This is a genomic window from Paraburkholderia sp. J7, assembly GCF_905220155.1.
Classification (GTDB): domain Bacteria; phylum Pseudomonadota; class Gammaproteobacteria; order Burkholderiales; family Burkholderiaceae; genus Paraburkholderia.
Window position 1 is genome coordinate 25,322 of record NZ_CAJMYZ010000003.1, and the last position, 15,997, is coordinate 41,318.

Below are 15,997 nucleotides of genomic sequence, written 5' to 3' on the forward strand. Positions count from 1 at the left end.
TGTGCCCCGAAATTTCAGACGTGCAGGGAATTGCCGCTCAGCGGCTCGTGTTCTATATGCGCGGCGCGCACGCCAGCGCCCTTGCCAGCAGCACTTCGCGGTCGCGCGCGTTTTGCGTGAGCGCGGCCGCGCGCTCGAATTCCGTGCGCGCCTCCGCATGGCGCCCGAGCTTGTCGAGCAAGTCGCCGCGCGTGGCCGGCAGCCACGGATAGTGGCGCAGCGCGGGCTCTGCGCACAGCGCATCGACAAGGTCGAGCGCCGCCTGCGGCCCTTGCGCCATGCCCACCGCCACCGCGCGATTCAGGCGCACGACGGGCGAGGCGTCGAGTTGCAAAAGCGCGTCATAGATCGAAACGATTTGCGCCCAGTCGGTCGCCGCCGCACTCGGCGCGCGCGCATGGCACGCCGCCAGCGCAGCCTGCAGGGCGTACGGGCCCGGCGCAGCCGCGCAAGCCGCACCGCGCGCAATCGCGGCGAGTCCGCGCCGGATCAATAGCGCGTCCCACCGGCCGCGGTCCTGATCGGCGAGCAGCACGGCGCGCCCTGCGCGGTCCACGCGCGCGGGCAAGCGCGAAGCCTGCAGTTCCATCAGCGCAACGAGACCGTGCGCCTCGCCCTCGAGCGGAACGAGTTCCGCCAGCATGCGGCCAAGCCGCAGCGCTTCTTCGCAGAGCGCGGGCCGTGTCCAGTCCGCGCCTGCCGTGGCCGCATAGCCTTCGTTGAAGATCAGGTAAATCACTTCGAACACCGAAGCAAGCCGCGGTTCGAGGTCGGCAAGCCGCGGCACTTCGAACGGGACCTTGGCGGCCGCGAGCGTGCGCTTGGCCCGCACGATGCGCTGCGCGACGGTCGCCTCCGGCACGAGAAACGCGCGCGCGATCTCCGCCGTGGTGAGGCCGCCGAGCAAGCGCAGCGTAAGCGCCGCGCGTCCTTCCTTCGGCAGCACCGGATGGCACGCTACGAACACGAGCCGCAGCAGATCGTCCCCGATTTCGTCCTCGCGCGCGGCGTCGAGCGCTTCGACGAAGTCGGGTGCGAAGTGCGCTTCGAGCGCTTCGAGATCCGCGCCCATCGCCTCGTGCGCGCGGGCATGCGAAGCCGCGCGACGCAGCCGGTCGAGCGCGCGATGTTTCGCGGCGGTCATGAGCCACGCTCCGGGGTTCTCGGGAATGCCGCTCGCAGGCCAGCTTTCAAGCGCGGCGACGAACGCGTCCTGCGCGATTTCCTCGGCCACGCCCACGTCGCGCACAATGCGCGCGGCGTGGGCGATCACCTTCGCCGACTCGATGCGCCACACGGCCTCGACCGCGCGGCGCGTGGCGGCGAATGCGTCCCGCTTGTCGCCTCGCCCGGTCACGAACCGTGCGCGCCCTTTTCAATCGCGGCCGGCGACATATACATCAGCTCCCAGATATGCCCGTCGGGGTCTTCGAAACTGCGGCCGTACATGTCGGTGCCGTTTTCCATCGGCGGACGCTTCGACGTGCCGCCCGCCGCAAGCGCCTTGTCCACGAGCGTGTCCACTTCCTCACGCGACACGCACGAGAGGCACGTCAGCACCTCGGTGCTTTCGCGGGCGTCGACGAGCGCCTTGTCGGTGAAATTGCGCATGAAGCCGGTGGTGAGCAGCATGGCGTAGATGTTTTCGCCCAGCACCATGCAGGCGGCCTGGTCGTTGGTGAATTTCGGGTCGAACGTGAAGCCGAGCTGGCCGAAGAAGTCCATCGAGCGCTTGAGATCGCGCACGCCCAGATTGACGAAGATGTGCTTATGCATGAGTGTGTTCTCGCAGTGATCGATGAAAATGCTCAGGATGACTTACGTTGTTGCTGCAGCTGGCGAAAACTCTCCACGCCCTCGCACGCCGGAAATTCGTCGAGTTCGTAGAGCTGCCGCACTTCGACCTCACATTCAGCGCGGCCGAAGGGAGACGGGAAGCGGCGCGCCCATTCGATCGCTTCGTCGCGCGAACGCACCTGGATCAGCGTATAGCCGGCAATCAGCTCCTTCGTCTCGGCGAACGGGCCATCGACGATCGTGGGTTTGCCGTTCGTGTAGTGCACGCGAAAGCCTCGAGAGCTTGGCTGCAGGCCCGAGGCGTCGAGCAGCACGCCCGCCTTCGCCAGGTCTTCGTGATAGCGGGCCATCTCGGCGAATATTTCCACGTCGTCGGGCGGCTCGCCCGCTTCGGTCAACGCGTTGGCGCGCACCATGATCATGAATCGCATTGTCTTCTCCTGAATGTGACGTTCGGGAATGGTCGAAGGCCCCCGTGGGGGCGCTCATGAACACGACGCGCGGCGCCCACGGAAATCGACAACGGACAGCGAAATTTATTACGTGCCTGGGGAAACTACCTGGAAGGAAGCCGCTTCAGCGGAAGCACGGCCCGGTTTCACGCACTTCAATGCTCGCCCATTGCGCCGCGGGACAGCGCTGCGCAATGGCGAGCGCCTCGTCGCGCGTGGCGCAATCGACGAGGAAAAAGCCGCCGATCATCTCCTTCGCTTCGGCGAACGGACCGTCGACGATGCTCGTACGGCCTTCGCGCACCTGCACGCGGGCGCCGTTCGCGTCGGCGGTAAGCGCGTGCGCGTCGATCAGCTTGCCCTCGACGGCGAGTTGATCCGCGAACGCGACCATGCGCGCGTAGAGCGCCTCGCCTTCGGATTGCGCGCGCGTATCGCGCTGGCCTCGCGGTTCGGCGATGAGCAGCATGAATGCCATGAAGGTGTCCTCCCGGTCAGCCTGCGATCCTGAAAGGCAAGAGTCTATGCCAGAAGAACCAGCGGGCGTCGGGGCCGTGCGCGCCTGCAGGCGCTTACGCGTAGCGCGCGAGGAAGAGGTCGGCGGACGATTCGGCGACCTGGCGCTGCTGCGCCTCGTCGAGCGGCGGCTGGCCCATCGCGACCTGCGGCCAGAAGGCGAACGCCTTCACGACGCCTTGCAATTGCTGCGCGGCGAACGCCGGGTCGGCCGCCTTCAGGCGGCCATCGGCGGCGGCGGCGCGCACCCAGATCGTGAGGTCCTCTTCGCGCTCGCCAATGCGGGCCACCATGTCGCGCGCGCGTTCGGGCGAGTGGATGCCCGCGGCGATCGCCACGCGCGCGAGCTTGAAAAACGCTTCGTCGTTCAGGAGCCGCAGCTTGCGCATCAGCAACTCGATGAGCTGCGCGCGCAGCGGCTCGCCCGCGCGATAAGCAGGCGCGTCGGCGGTCGCGCTCGCGTCCCAGAGCTGGCACAGGATCGACGCAAACAGCGCCTCCTTGCTTGGGAAATGGTTGTAGACCGTGCGCTTCGAGACGCTCGCGCGCGCGGCAATACGGTCCATGCTCGTGGCGTCGAAACCCGAGGTCAGGAATTCGTCGATGGCCGCCGCGACAATGGCGGCGCGCTTGCGGTCGGTCAGGCGCTGAGGGGTGGCTGGGGTGCAATCCATTTCAAAATCTTACACCACATAGTTTACTTTTCGCCAGTTTAAACTACACTGTGTAGTCTACTTCACGCTCCCAGAGGCAGCCGCCGCCATGACCTCGCCTTTCGCATCGCTGAGCCGTACCTTGGGCCTGAGTGCCGCACAACGCGGCCGCGAGCTCTCGCACACTTCGCCGCAGCATGACGGCGAGCGCTTTCGCAACGTGCGTCCGCGCCCGGTCGAGGGCCTTGGCAAGACGCTGAAGATCATGTGGAACATGATCTTTCATAAGCCGGGCGGCACCATGCCCGCCGGCGCGCTGCCCGTGCACACGCTCACGCGCGAGCAACTCGCCGCCGCGCCCGACCGCAGCGTCTACCGGCTTGGCCATTCCACGCTGCTCTTCAAGCTGCGCGGCCACTACTGGCTCACCGACCCCGTGTTCGCCGAGCGCGCCTCGCCGTTTCAGAACCTCGGGCCGAAGCGCTTTCACGCGCCGCCCATCGCGCTGGCCGACCTGCCGCCGTTGCGCGGCGTGATCCTCTCGCACGACCACTACGACCACCTCGACCGCGAAACCGTGCTCGCGCTCGCCGCGACGACGGGCGTCTTTCTCACGCCGCTTGGCGTGGGCGACCGGCTCATCGATTGGGGGATCGACGGGGCGAAGGTGCGCCAGTTCGACTGGTGGCAAGGCGCGAGCGTCGAGGGCATTGAATTCACCGCTACGCCGGCGCAGCACTTCTCGGGGCGCAGCCTGTTCGACGGCAACAGCACGCTGTGGGCTTCATGGGTGATCTCCGACGCCAGCCTGCGCGTGTTCTTCAGCGGCGACACCGGCTACTTCGACGGCTTTCGCACGATTGGTGAGCGCCTTGGCCCGTTCGACGCGACGTTCATCGAGACGGGGGCGTACGACCCGCACTGGCCGTACGTCCACATGCAGCCCGAGGAAACGGTGCAGGCGCACGTGGATTTGCGCGGCGACTGGCTCGTGCCGATTCATAACGGCACATTCGATCTGGCGATGCATCGCTGGCAGGATCCGTTCGAGCGCGTAACCGGCCTCGCGCTCGCGCGCGGCGTGACGCTCTCCACGCCGCGCATGGGAGAACGACTCGATCTGGCGCAGCCGCATCGCGGCGAGCGCTGGTGGCGGGAAGTGGCCGAAAGCGCAGAGCCGCCGCGCACGGCGCGCCGCTGGTTTGCTTGCCGAGATACGGGTGAAGCCCGGTCCTCGTAGCGCTTTGCGCCTGTCCCTCCTCACCGCTGCCCGCGCGCCGCACACATAAACAAACGCGCGCGGGCACGCTAGCTGCTCCCGCCCCGCTTCTTCCCCTTCCCTCCAAAAGTCTCCTAAGCTTTTGCATCGGACGGCCGCGAATCGCGCCGGCCCGCCTCATCGCACCCCATTACCCTTAACGGGATTTCCCCAGGCTGACAGCCCCCGATTTCTGGCATTAAATAAATCAACTTGATTTATTTAGTCAGCGACGGATACCCCGAACGCCGACGCTCCCTTCAGCTTTGCATGGGAGCTTTGCATGGGACCGGAGTCAGTGCTAAAGCACTAACTCCGGGTCGACAGGAGGAGACAAGTGAGAAGTCCGCATGTCGGTCAGGGCAGCAATTCCGCCAACGTCCGCCGCTTCAACGAACGCCTGCTGCTGCAGGCGCTGCGTCGCGCGGGCGAGGCGTCGAAGGCCGATCTCGCGCGTCTCGCGAATCTCACGAGCACGGCGGTCGGCACCATCATCACGTCGCTTACGGCCAATGGCCTGATCGAGGTGAGCGGCCGCCGCGACGGTCAGCGCGGCCAGCCCGCCTCGCTCCTGCGCCTCTCGCCGCGTGGCGCGTTCGCCATCGGCGTGCGGCTCGACCGGACCAACATCGAGACCGTTCTCGTCGATTTCGCCGGCCAGATGATCGAGCGCCGCTCGCGCGACATGCTGCTGCCGCAACCCTCGGTCGCGCAAGAAATCGTGCAGCGAGATATCGCCGAGCTGTTAGGCATCCTCACGGTCGAAGAACGCAGCCGCGTGGCTGGCATCGGTGTCGCGCAGCCGTACAACCTCGGCAGCTGGCTGCGCGAACTGGGCCTGCCCACCGACACCTTCCGCGTGTGGAACGACGTGGACTTCGCGGGCGAACTCGCGCGCGCCACGGCGCTGCCCGTGTTCAGCGAAAACGACGGCAACGCGGCCGCCATCGCCGAGATTTTCTACGGCTGCGGGCGTCAGCGCGACGACTTCCTCTATCTGTTTCTCGGCCCGGCCATTGGCGGCGGCATTGCCATCGACGGCGACTGCGTGCGCGGCCTCACCGGCAATGCGGGCGACTTCGCGGTGATGCCCGTGCCGCCAAGCCGCCTGCCCTCCGCGCACAAGCCGGCGGGCCAGTGGGACATCCTGCTTTCGCGCGCGTCGCTCATCGCGCTGCGGCGTCACCTGCAGTATTGCGGCGAGACGATCGACAGCCGCGCCGATCTCGAAGCCTGCATCGCGCGCGGCCACCCCGGCGTGCAGGAATGGCTCGACGACTGCATCGATGCGCTCGCCCCCGCGCTGCGTTCCGCCTTCTGCGTGCTCGACGTGCCCGCCGTAGTGCTCGACGCCGACGTGGACGCGGGCCTCATCGACACGCTCATGCAGCGCCTGCGCCTCGCGGTGGCGGCCACCGCGCCTGAGGCGCGCGGCACACCCGCCCTCGTGCGCGGCACCTTCGGACCCGATGCGGGCGCGCTCGGCGCGGCCACGCTGCCCATGTTTTTCAACTTTTCGCCGCGCGCGGGCATCCTCATGGGCGCCGGCGCACAAACTTACGCACAAGCGCAGGAGGAGAGCCATGTCGCCCTCTGAGTCCACGCCGCCGCTGCTGGAAATGCGGGGCATCAGCAAGACGTTTCCGGGCGTACGCGCGCTCGACAACGTGCGCCTCACCGTCTTTCCCGGCGAGGTCCACTCGCTCATGGGCGAGAACGGCGCAGGCAAGTCCACGTTGATGAAGATTCTCTCGGGCGCCTACCAGGCCGATCCCGGCGGCGAGATTCTCATCGAAGGCAAGCCGGTCGTGATCGATGGGCCGCACGCCTCGCGCGAACTGGGCGTGGCGGTGATCTATCAGGAGCTGAGCCTCGCGCCCAATCTCTCGGTCGCGGAGAACATTCATGCGGGCCGCGAGTTGCGCAAAGGCGGCCGCCGCTTCGGCACGGTCGACCGCCGCGCCATGGAGCGCGGCTGCGAAGACGTGCTCAAGCGCCTCGGCGCGAGCTTCGGGCCCACCACGCTGGTCGGCTCGCTTTCCATCGCCGAGCGTCAACTCGTGGAGATCGCGCGCGCCGTGCATAGCGACGCCCGTATCATCGTAATGGACGAGCCCACCACGCCGCTCTCCTCGCGCGAAACGGAACGGCTCTTCAAGCTCATCAACCAGCTTCGCGACGAAGGGCTGGCGATCATCTACATCAGTCACCGCATGGCTGAGATCTACGAACTGTCGGATCGCGTTTCCGTGCTGCGCGACGGCACCTACGTCGGCACGCTCATGCGCGACGCGCTCAACGCGGAAAGCCTCGTGAGCATGATGGTGGGCCGCGATATTTCGGGCTTCTACAAAAAGGCGCATGCCCCCTACGATCCGGGCAAGGCCGTTCTCACCGTGCGCGACGTGGCCGACGACAAGCGCGTGCGCGGCTGCAGCCTCGACCTGCACGCGGGCGAAGTGCTCGGCATTGCGGGCCTCGTCGGCGCGGGCCGCACCGAGCTTGCGCGCCTGATCTTCGGCGCGGAGCCGCGCGCGCGTGGCGAGATCGCCATCGACGGCAAGACGCTCCATGTGCACACGCCGCGCGATGCGATCAACGCGGGCCTCGTGTATCTGACCGAGGACCGCAAGCATCAAGGCCTCTTTCTCGACATGAGCGTGCGCGACAACATCAACGTGGCCGTGGCCGGGCGCGACGCGCGCATGGGCGTGCTCGACCTCGCGCGCGGCGGCGAGCGCGCGAAGGAAGCCATCCGCTCGCTCTCCATTCGCGTGCCGAACTCGCGCGTGAACGTGGGCGCGCTCTCGGGCGGTAACCAGCAGAAGGTGCTGCTGTCGCGGCTGCTGGAAACGAAGCCGCGCGTGCTGATTCTCGACGAGCCCACGCGCGGCGTCGATATCGGCGCGAAGTCCGAGATCTACCGCATCATCAACGACCTCGCCAAAACCGGCGTGGGCATCATCGTGATTTCGAGCGAACTGCCCGAGATCATCGGTGTGGCCGATCGCGTGCTCGTCATGCGTGAAGGCGAATTCGCTGGGGAGCTTGGCGGCTATACGGGTAAGCCGATCACCCAGCAAGCGATCATAGAACTCGCCACCGGCTCGCAGCAACCGCTCGGCGAAGCCGCTTGACCTTCACCGCATACGCAAGAAACGTCCCTCAGGAGTACGACATGAAAAGCATTCTTCCCCGGCACGGTGTCGCGGCCTCGCCCACGCAGCCCGCACAAGGCGCTCAACCCGCACGCAGCGTCGCGGTCGACGGCCACCGCCAACGCATGAAGTCGCTCGTGCGCACGGCTGGCATGCTGCCGGTGCTGGTGCTGCTGTGTATCGGCTTCGGTGTGCTCACCGATGGCTTCTTCACGCTGGAGAATCTTTCGATCGTCACGCAGCAGGCGTCGATCAACATCGTGCTCGCCGCCGGCATGACCTTCGTGATTCTCACGGGCGGCATCGACCTCTCGGTGGGTTCCGTGCTGGCCGCCGCGGCCATGGCCGCGATGATCGGCTCGAACATCGCGGGCTGGGGCTGGCTCGGCGTGCCCATGGCGCTCGCGGTGGGGCTCGGCTTCGGCCTCATCAACGGCGCGCTCATCTCGCTCCTGCGCCTGCCGCCGTTCATCGTCACGCTCGGCTCGCTCACGGCGGTGCGCGGCATTGCGCGCCTCATGGGCCACGACACGACGATCTTCAACCCGCAGCTCTCGTTTGCATTCATCGGCAACGGCACGGTGCTCGGCGTGCCCTGGCTCGTGATCATCGCACTCGTGGTCGTGGCCGGCTCGTGGTTCGTGCTGCGCCGCACGGTGCTCGGCCTGCGCATCTACTCGGTGGGCGGCAACCCGGAAGCGGCGCGCCTCTCTGGCATCAAGGTGTGGGGCATCGAGATGTTCGTCTATGCCATCTCGGGTCTGCTCGCCGGGCTTGGCGCGGTGATGTCCGCCGCCCGGCTCTACGCGGCCAACGGCCTGCAACTGGGCCAGTCCTATGAACTCGATGCGATCGCCGCGGTCATTCTGGGCGGCACGAGCTTCGTGGGCGGCGTAGGCTCGATTATCGGCACGCTGATCGGCGCGCTCATCATCGCAGTCCTGACCAATGGGCTCGTGCTGCTCGGCGTCTCGGACATCTGGCAGTACATCATCAAGGGCCTCGTGATCGTCGGCGCCGTGGCGCTGGACCGCTACCGCCAGCGTGGCTCGGCCCGCACGTGAGCCACTGAATCCGTCAACGGACAGAAACAGGCGCGAGCGCAGGCGGTCCTGCTGCGCTCGCCGGGAAAGCACTCAAACAGGACCCAAGCAGGCCCCCTCAGGAGACAACCTCATGTTCAAGAAAAAAGCCGTTCTCGCCGCTGCCGCCCTCACCTTTGGCTTCGCACTGCAGGGCGCGCATGCCGCCGACAAGCAGCTCAAGTCGATCGGCATTACCGTGGGTTCGCTCGGCAATCCCTACTTCGTGACGATCGTGCAGGGTGCGCAGGCGAAGGCCAAGGAGATCAACCCGAGCGCCAAGGTCACGGCCGTTTCCGCCGACTACGACCTCAACAAGCAGTTCACGCAAATCGACAACTTCATTTCGGCGCACGTGGACATGATCCTGCTGAACGCGACCGACCCGAAAGCGATCGAGCCCGCCGTGAAAAAGGCCCAGGCGGCCGGCATCGTAGTGATGGCGGTGGACGTGAGCGCCGCGGGCGCCAACGCCACCGTGCAGACCGACAACGTGAAAGCCGGGGCGATTTCGTGCGAATACCTCGAGAAGAAGCTCAACGGCAAGGGTAATGTGATCATCCAGAACGGCCCGCAGGTCTCGGCCGTGATCGACCGCGTGAACGGCTGCAAGCAGGTGCTCGCCAAGGCGCCGGGCATCAAGATCCTCTCCGACGACCAGGACGCCAAAGGCTCGCGCGAAGGCGGCATGAATGTGATGCAGGGCTATCTCACGCGCTTTCCGAAGCTTGACGGCGTGTTCGCCATCAACGATCCGCAGGCCATTGGCAGCGACCTCGCCGCGAAGCAACTTCACCGCACCAACATCGTGATCACCTCGGTGGACGGCGCACCCGATATCGAAACGGCGCTCAAGACCGACACGCTCGTGCAGGCTTCGGCCAGCCAGGACCCGTACAAGATGGCGCAAACGGCCGTGCAGGTGGGCTACGACATCATGAACGGCAAGAAGCCCGCCAACCCGATGATCGAAATGACGCCTCAACTCGTCACGCGCGACAACGTGGGCAGCTACAAGGGCTGGTCGTCGCACTAAGCGTTGCATGAGCACGGGGCGCCCGTGCTCGCGGCGGTCATGCGAGCACGGCGTCCTTCGTCACCACGCGGCGCGGAATGATCTTCAGCTCGTAGAATGTGTCCGCGATCTTTTGCTGCTGCGCGATCACGGCGGCGTCGATAGGCCGGTACTCATGCGCGTAGTGCGTGAGGCCGGTCTGGATCGTCGCCGCATCCAGCCCCTGGATCGGCGAGAGCTTCGCGGCGGCCGCCGCCGTGTTGGCGCGCACCCACTGCCCCGTCTTGCCGAGTTCGTCCAGCGCGATCGCGAGGGCGTCCTTGCGGTTTTGCGCGAATTCGCGCTGGCTCAGGAAGAACTGATGATGGCTCGCCACGCCGCTGGCATCGGCGACGAGGCGCGCGCCATCCTGCGATTCGACGGCGGCGAGGAACGGGTCCCAGATCGCCCAGGCGTCGATGGCGCCGCTTTGCAGCGCCGCGCGCGCGTCGGCGGGTGCGAGGAATACGGGTTGCACGTCGGCGATGGAAAGGCCGTGCTTTTGCAGCAGCGCGACGAGAAACCAATGCACGTCCGAGCCGCGATTCAGGCCGATTTTCTTGCCCTTCAGCCCAACCACGTCCTGGATCGGCGACTGCTTTGCCACTACCACGCCCTCTGCGTGCGGCGTGGGCAGTTCGTACGCCGTGTAGACGAAATCCGCGCCCGCGGCCTGAGCGAACACGGGCGGCGCTTCGCCCACGTAACCAAAGTCGATTGCGCCCACGTTCAGGCCTTCGAGCAATTGCGGCCCAGCCGGGAATTCGGTCCATGACACCTTGATGCCGAGCGGCGCGAGGCGCGTTTCCAGCGTGCCGTTCGCCTTGAGCAGCACCAGCGTGCTCGCGGCCTTCTGGTAGCCGATGCGGAACTGGTCGGGCTGATATTTCGCGAATGCGGTGGCGGGCAGCGCCGCGCTGGCGAGCGTCGCGCCCAGCGTGGCGAGAAAATGGCGGCGTGACCAGGCTGCAGGATGCGTGGGGCGAGTCATGTTCGGCTAATCCGTGTTGGCTTTGGGCATGCACCCACACGGCGCAGCCATCGAACCGTCGATGCTACCGGCATACACGTGCTCCCAGAACCGATGTTTCGCGCTAAGCAAATCACCCCAGCGGGAATGCGCGCCCGCGTACACCGCGCCTGAGCCCTAAGCACCCGCCGCCATGTGCGGATCGGGCGCCATATGCGCCCCGTTCGCGCGATACCAGCGCATGAACGCCTCCGAGCGCATGGGCTTCGCGTAGAAAAAGCCCTGTATGTATGTGACGCCGCGCGTGCACAGATAGTCGCGTTGCACCTGGGTTTCCACGCCTTCCGCCACGAGCCGCGCCCCCAGGCTATGCGCAAGGTCGATGATGGCGTCGAGCACCGCCGCCTTCTTGCCTTCCGGATCGATCGTAAGCACGAAGCCTCGATCGATCTTCAGGATATCGAATGGAAATTTTTCGAGATACGAGAGCGAGCAATACCCGGTGCCAAAGTCGTCGATGGCGACGTTGACGCCCTCGTGCCGCAAGGTCAAGAGGCTGTTGCGCGCCTGCTCGGTATTGCACACCAGCGTGCGTTCGGTAATTTCCACCGTGATCGTCGCGCCGCGCTGCGCCACGGCCGTGCGCAGCCGCCGCACGTCGCTCACGAGCTGCTCGCCCGACAAATGCTCGGGCGCGAAATTGACCCCGAGGTGAAAGCCCGGCGCGATGTCCCACGCCGCGACGTCACGCGCGATGAGCTTCAGCAGATGCTGCGTGAGCGGCACGATCACGTGCTCTTCTTCAGCGGCCTGGATGAACTCGTCCGGACGCGTCGCGCCTTGACCTGGCCGCACCCAGCGCAGCAACGCCTCCACGCCCTCGCACCGCTGCGTCGCCACACCGTAGAGCGGCTGGTATTCGACGTGGAATTCGTTCGCGCGCATGCCCCGCAGCAGTTGATCGCGGCGTGACCGCCCGTTTTGCTGCAAACGCCGCACGAGCCATACGAGCAGCGCGGAGAGCGCGGCCGCCCATGGCAGATAGCGCAGCAGCAGAGCGCCCCACGCTTCGTTGATGCGCTCGGGCCGCCCATAGATCTTCAGGTCGATCGTGGTGCCCGACATGCGCTTTTGCACGTCGGCCAGCAACGGCGCGCCGCGCACGTTCACGAGCGCCATGGCTTCGCGCAACACGGTGCCCTCGCCCACGCTCAACTCGGCCTGGCGAAATACCGTGAGCGGCGCGGCGCCATGCAGCAGGTCCAGCAGATACTGCACATCCACCACGGCCACGACCGCGCGCCCCGCTTCGCCCGCTACGCCAACCAGCAGCGAGGGGCGGTTGCGCACCATCGGCGTGTCGTTGACGATCCTGAGCCATTCGCCGTTCGAGGGTGGCACATAGCCGTTGAGCACGCCGTTGGCAGGAATCGAGTGTTGCGCGAGTGCAGACGAGCAGGTGAAGCGGCCGCCATACAGGATGTTGAGTGTGCGCACATACGGCACGGCGGCGGCCTTGAGCGTGAGGTCCGGCGAGAGCGTCTCGCATGCCTCGGCCGCGCGCGGCGCGAGCGTGTGGGCCGCGCTCTGCGCTGTCTCGACGATCGAGACGACCTGCCCGACGATGAACGTGGAAGCGAGCGTCGCCTCGCGCCGCGCAATACGCTCGGCCTCGTAGCGCCCGAGCGCCACACACAGCACGATCGGAATCAGCGCCACGAGCAGCAGCACGAGCAAACGCGACACTCGCGCGCGGACTGCGCCGGGGTTGGGCGAGACTTCGGGCAAAGCGTCCTCCGCACCTGGGCCGTCATGGAAGGCGGCTACGGTATGGCGCCAACATACACCAACGCGCGCGCTGCGCGCGTGAGCGGTGCCCGCCGTACGCGAACGTCAGCTAACGTGGCCGCGCATTATGCGCATTCGATGCGGTTACGTCCGCCTTTTTTCGCGCGATAGAGTGCGAAGTCGCTGCGCGTGAGCGCGGCTTCGGCGCTCATGTCGGCGGCGTTCATGAGCGTGATGCCGATGCTCACGGTAAGCGCCACGACCTCGCCCACCACCGCGAGCGGTTGTGCGGCGAAGCGCTCCTGTATGCGCTGCGCGACGCTATGCGCGCCTTCGAGGTCGGTGGCAGCGAGCAGGATCGCAAACTCCTCGCCGCCGATACGGCCGGCCAGGTCGCCCACGCGCAACTGCGTGCGCAGGATCTCGGCGAAATGGCGCAGCACGTCGTCGCCGATCGCGTGGCCCCAGCGGTCGTTGATCGACTTGAAGTGGTCGAGGTCGCACATCATCACGGCGGCACTGGCGCCGCCGCGCCGCGCCTGCGCAAGCTGCGCCTCGACGCGGGCCATGAAGTGACGGCGGTTGGCCAGACGCGTGAGGCCGTCGGTGCTCGCGAATTCCTGCAGTTCGGCTTCGATACGCTTGCGCTCGGTCGCTTCCGTGATGAAGCCATGCCAGACCGTCGTGCCATTGGCGAGCCGCTGCGGCCTCGCATCGCCCTGACGCCAGCGCAAGCCCTGCTGCGGCAGCAGCACGCGAAACTCCAGATGCCACGGCGTGAGGTTCGCCGCCGACTGCTCGAACGAGGCGCGCCATGCGTCGAGATCGTCGGGATGAATCAGCGCGTCGATGCACGCCGTGTCGTGCGCGGCCTGCGCGGGCGTGACTTCGAAGATTTCCGCGATGCCCGCACTCGCATAGGAGAACAACGCGTGGCCGCCGGACGTCTGGCGGCGCTGGAACACGAGGCCCGGCACCTCGTTCGTGAGATTCGTGATGAGCGCCGCGCTCTCGCGCAAACGCTCGGCCATCTCGCGCATCGAGGTGATGTCCGTGGTCGTGCCGATCATGCGCAGCGCGCGCCCGCTCGCGTCGCGGCTCATGACCTTGCCGCGGCTGCAGATCCACTTGTAGCGGCCGTCCTTGCAGCGAATGCGGTGCTCGACCTCATAGGTCGGCGTGCGGCCTTCGAAGTGCGCCTGCATCGCGGCCTTCACGTACTCGGCGTCTTCGGGGTGCAGTCGCAGATAGCTGTCTTCGATACGGCTCGTCAACTCGTGCCCGGCGTAGCCGAGTATTGCCTTCCAGCCATCCGAATAGCGGATCTCGCCCGTCACCACGTCGCGGTCCCAGATGCCTGTGCCGCTGCCGTCGATGGCGTGCGCGAGCAGCCGTTCCTGCTCGCGCAATGCTTCGAGTTCGGCATACAGCGCGGGTTCGTCTGTGGCGGGAACGTCGATATCGCGGCTCGTGGCGCGCGCCGGCCGCGCGGCCAGCGCGGCCGCCACGCGCGCAAAGTCGCCGAGACTCGCGCGAGCGGCGGCGTCCAGCTCGCGCGGGGCGGGGTCGATCAGGCAGAGGCTGCCGACGTGCTCGCCCTGCGCGCCGTACAAGGGCCACGCGGCCACGAACCGGAGCGGCTTGCTTGCGTGTGCAAGCACAGTGCACCAGGCGGGGTCGGTGGATATATCGGGCACGATGAGCGGCTCTCGTGCGCCGCTTTCGCTGGTCGGATGCGCAAGCGTGCGCAGTGCTTCGTAGACCGTCTCGTCCACGCCGGCGCCGCGCCCGTGCACGGCAGGCGCCTCGCCGGGCACCACGCAGGCTGCCGCCACCCCGAAATGCGCCGCGACGAGGCGCAACAGGCCATCGAGCAACGGGTCCGCCGTTGCGTGCCCGGCGCCGGGAAAAACCGCATGATCGTGCGAGCGCAACGGCTCGCGCAGGTCGGCGTCCGGCTCCCGCACCCCGGCATACGCGGCATCGCTTACGGGGGGCACGGCCTCGGGCGTCGACGAGGGAACGGTCATGGCAGGCGCTCAAACAGGAAATTCGAGCGCCTAGTATATAGTGCGCGCGTGAGGGCCCGGCGGCGGCCCCGCAAGCCTGCGGTGCCTCATAGGCAACGCGTGCCTCAGGTGTCCGCGCGCCGGCGGAACACCCACCATCCCAGCAGCGCCGTGAAGGTCGCGACCAGCACCACCATGAGCCAGAAGCCGTGGCGGTTTTCCGCAAGCGGAATGCCGCCTACGTTCATGCCGAAAAAGCCCGCGACAATGTTGATCGGCAGCGCGAGCACGGTCACGAGCGTGAGCGTGAAAAGCGTGCGGTTGTTCTGCTCTTCGAGCCGCGCGGCAATTTCTTCCTGCAGGAGCTTGATGCGTTCCACCAGTCCGGCCATGTCGCCCAGCACGAGCGAAAACTCCTCGGTCGCCTCGCGCAGGTCCTGCATGTCGGCTAGCTGGAGCCAGCGCGGCGGGCGCGCGAGCAGACGGAAAATCGAGCCAGGCTCCGGCGCGAGCATCCGTTGCAGGCGCACCAGGATGCGCCGCATGGCCGCGAGTTCATGACGGCTCGCCGAGCGGCGCGAGGCAAGAAACTGGTCCTCGGCGCGATCGACATCGACGCTCGTGCGGCGCACGATCTCCACCATCAGGTCGGCCTGATCGCGCATCAAGTGGATGAGCAACTCGGCCGGCGAGCGGAACGTCTCGCCGTTGCGCACGTAGCCGCGCAGACGGTCGATGGAGCGCAGCGGCTTCAGCCGCGCCGTGACGAGTATGCGTTCGTGCGTGTATGACCAGAGGGTCGCGATCTGCGAAGGCGTGAGTTCGAAATCGAACATCACGTCGTTGACCACGGCGAAAAGCCCGTTGTCCACGTGTTCGATGCGCGTGGAGTGCGAGCCTTCCACGAGCATTTCAAAGAAGGCGTCGGGCAGGTCGAGATGCGCGCGCATCCACGGTTGTGCCGCGGCGTGGGCGAGATTGAAGTGCAGCCAGTAGAACGTGTCGTCGTGCGCGGCTTGCGGCTCGCCGCTTTCGTGCGTGCGCCGCAGCGCGTCGAGGACATCGTCGCACGTGACGGACTGCCCGGGTTGCCCGGGCGTGAAGCGAAAACCGCAAACGAGACCCGACAGGTCGGCGCCATACGTTGCGACGGACGAAGCGAAATCCATGGTCGTCATGGCCGGTTGATCGGCGCACAGCATGCCATAGGCGTGCTTTTGCAGGCAAGCGCGCGAATCGATGCGCCGACACGCGCGCGTC

14 protein-coding genes are annotated in these 15,997 nt (G+C 66.7%); 5 read left to right on the forward strand and 9 right to left on the reverse strand.

Features of this window, described 5'->3' with window-relative positions; all coding sequences use genetic code 11:
• Window positions 1–52 precede the first annotated feature (52 nt).
• From U5A58_RS05605 to U5A58_RS05625, 5 genes are all read right to left on the reverse strand, one after another.
• Window positions 53–1,357, reverse strand: coding sequence for an RNA polymerase sigma factor (locus U5A58_RS05605; protein ID WP_321960647.1), 1,305 nt, complete (start codon window positions 1,355–1,357; stop codon window positions 53–55).
• Window positions 1,354–1,776, reverse strand: a complete 423-nt coding sequence (locus U5A58_RS05610) for a VOC family protein (RefSeq protein ID WP_321915581.1) — start codon at window positions 1,774–1,776, stop codon at window positions 1,354–1,356. Before U5A58_RS05610 ends, U5A58_RS05605 begins: the two co-directional genes overlap by 4 nt.
• Window positions 1,777–1,808: 32 nt before the next feature.
• A complete protein-coding gene (locus tag U5A58_RS05615; protein WP_321960648.1) occupies window positions 1,809–2,228 on the reverse strand; it encodes a YciI family protein in 420 nt (139 codons plus the stop codon).
• A 145-nt stretch (window positions 2,229–2,373) separates the two neighbouring features.
• On the reverse strand, window positions 2,374–2,727 hold the full coding sequence (locus U5A58_RS05620) for a YciI family protein (RefSeq protein WP_321960649.1): 354 nt from the start codon (window positions 2,725–2,727) through the stop codon (window positions 2,374–2,376).
• A gap of 94 nt (window positions 2,728–2,821) precedes the next feature.
• On the reverse strand, window positions 2,822–3,439 hold the full coding sequence (locus tag U5A58_RS05625; protein ID WP_321915578.1) for a TetR/AcrR family transcriptional regulator: 618 nt from the start codon (window positions 3,437–3,439) through the stop codon (window positions 2,822–2,824).
• 88 nt (window positions 3,440–3,527) lie between these two features.
• Here U5A58_RS05625 and U5A58_RS05630 point away from each other — a divergent pair, with 88 nt between their 5' ends.
• The 5 genes from U5A58_RS05630 to U5A58_RS05650 all read left to right on the forward strand — a co-directional run bounded on the left by U5A58_RS05630 (window position 3,528) and on the right by U5A58_RS05650 (window position 9,952).
• Window positions 3,528–4,658, forward strand: coding sequence for an MBL fold metallo-hydrolase (locus U5A58_RS05630; RefSeq protein WP_321960650.1), 1,131 nt, complete (start codon window positions 3,528–3,530; stop codon window positions 4,656–4,658).
• A gap of 355 nt (window positions 4,659–5,013) precedes the next feature.
• Window positions 5,014–6,273: an ROK family transcriptional regulator gene (locus tag U5A58_RS05635; protein ID WP_321960651.1), complete on the forward strand. Its 1,260-nt coding sequence runs from the start codon at window positions 5,014–5,016 to the stop codon at window positions 6,271–6,273.
• Window positions 6,260–7,813 carry a sugar ABC transporter ATP-binding protein gene (locus U5A58_RS05640; protein WP_321960652.1) on the forward strand — a complete coding sequence of 518 codons (1,554 nt, stop codon included), beginning with the start codon at window positions 6,260–6,262 and terminating at the stop codon, window positions 7,811–7,813. Before U5A58_RS05635 ends, U5A58_RS05640 begins: the two co-directional genes overlap by 14 nt.
• Window positions 7,814–7,854: 41 nt before the next feature.
• Complete coding sequence (locus U5A58_RS05645) at window positions 7,855–8,898, forward strand: ABC transporter permease subunit (protein WP_321915575.1); 1,044 nt, start codon at window positions 7,855–7,857, stop codon at window positions 8,896–8,898.
• Window positions 8,899–9,010: 112 nt separating this feature from the next.
• A complete protein-coding gene (locus U5A58_RS05650; protein ID WP_321915574.1) occupies window positions 9,011–9,952 on the forward strand; it encodes an ABC transporter substrate-binding protein in 942 nt (313 codons plus the stop codon).
• A gap of 37 nt (window positions 9,953–9,989) precedes the next feature.
• Here the strand turns inward: U5A58_RS05650 and U5A58_RS05655 are convergent, their stop codons facing one another.
• The 4 genes from U5A58_RS05655 to U5A58_RS05670 form a co-directional block, all read right to left on the reverse strand.
• Complete coding sequence (locus U5A58_RS05655) at window positions 9,990–10,961, reverse strand: sulfonate ABC transporter substrate-binding protein (protein WP_321960653.1); 972 nt, start codon at window positions 10,959–10,961, stop codon at window positions 9,990–9,992.
• Between the two features lie 156 nt (window positions 10,962–11,117).
• Complete coding sequence (locus tag U5A58_RS05660; RefSeq protein ID WP_321960654.1) at window positions 11,118–12,728, reverse strand: EAL domain-containing protein; 1,611 nt, start codon at window positions 12,726–12,728, stop codon at window positions 11,118–11,120.
• 125 nt (window positions 12,729–12,853) lie between these two features.
• Window positions 12,854–14,758 carry a diguanylate cyclase gene (locus U5A58_RS05665; RefSeq protein WP_321960655.1) on the reverse strand — a complete coding sequence of 635 codons (1,905 nt, stop codon included), beginning with the start codon at window positions 14,756–14,758 and terminating at the stop codon, window positions 12,854–12,856.
• Window positions 14,759–14,862: 104 nt separating this feature from the next.
• Window positions 14,863–15,906 (reverse strand): transporter, encoded by a 1,044-nt coding sequence (locus U5A58_RS05670; RefSeq protein WP_321960946.1) that lies wholly within the window; start codon window positions 15,904–15,906, stop codon window positions 14,863–14,865.
• Between the last annotated feature and the right edge of the window lie 91 nt (window positions 15,907–15,997).

Excerpts from the sequence above, each read along its gene's own strand:
- U5A58_RS05665 (WP_321960655.1), bottom strand. The coding sequence starts at position 14,758 with ATGACCGTTCCCTCGTCGACGCCCGAGGCCGTGCCCCCCGTAAGCGAT.
- U5A58_RS05615 (WP_321960648.1), bottom strand. The coding sequence starts at position 2,228 with ATGCGATTCATGATCATGGTGCGCGCCAACGCGTTGACCGAAGCGGGC.
- U5A58_RS05630 (WP_321960650.1), top strand. The coding sequence starts at position 3,528 with ATGACCTCGCCTTTCGCATCGCTGAGCCGTACCTTGGGCCTGAGTGCC.
- U5A58_RS05655 (WP_321960653.1), bottom strand. The coding sequence starts at position 10,961 with ATGACTCGCCCCACGCATCCTGCAGCCTGGTCACGCCGCCATTTTCTC.
- U5A58_RS05650 (WP_321915574.1), top strand. The coding sequence starts at position 9,011 with ATGTTCAAGAAAAAAGCCGTTCTCGCCGCTGCCGCCCTCACCTTTGGC.
- U5A58_RS05645 (WP_321915575.1), top strand. The coding sequence starts at position 7,855 with ATGAAAAGCATTCTTCCCCGGCACGGTGTCGCGGCCTCGCCCACGCAG.
- U5A58_RS05640 (WP_321960652.1), top strand. The coding sequence starts at position 6,260 with ATGTCGCCCTCTGAGTCCACGCCGCCGCTGCTGGAAATGCGGGGCATC.
- U5A58_RS05620 (WP_321960649.1), bottom strand. The coding sequence starts at position 2,727 with ATGGCATTCATGCTGCTCATCGCCGAACCGCGAGGCCAGCGCGATACG.
- U5A58_RS05625 (WP_321915578.1), bottom strand. The coding sequence starts at position 3,439 with ATGGATTGCACCCCAGCCACCCCTCAGCGCCTGACCGACCGCAAGCGC.
- U5A58_RS05610 (WP_321915581.1), bottom strand. The coding sequence starts at position 1,776 with ATGCATAAGCACATCTTCGTCAATCTGGGCGTGCGCGATCTCAAGCGC.
- U5A58_RS05670 (WP_321960946.1), bottom strand. The coding sequence starts at position 15,906 with ATGGATTTCGCTTCGTCCGTCGCAACGTATGGCGCCGACCTGTCGGGT.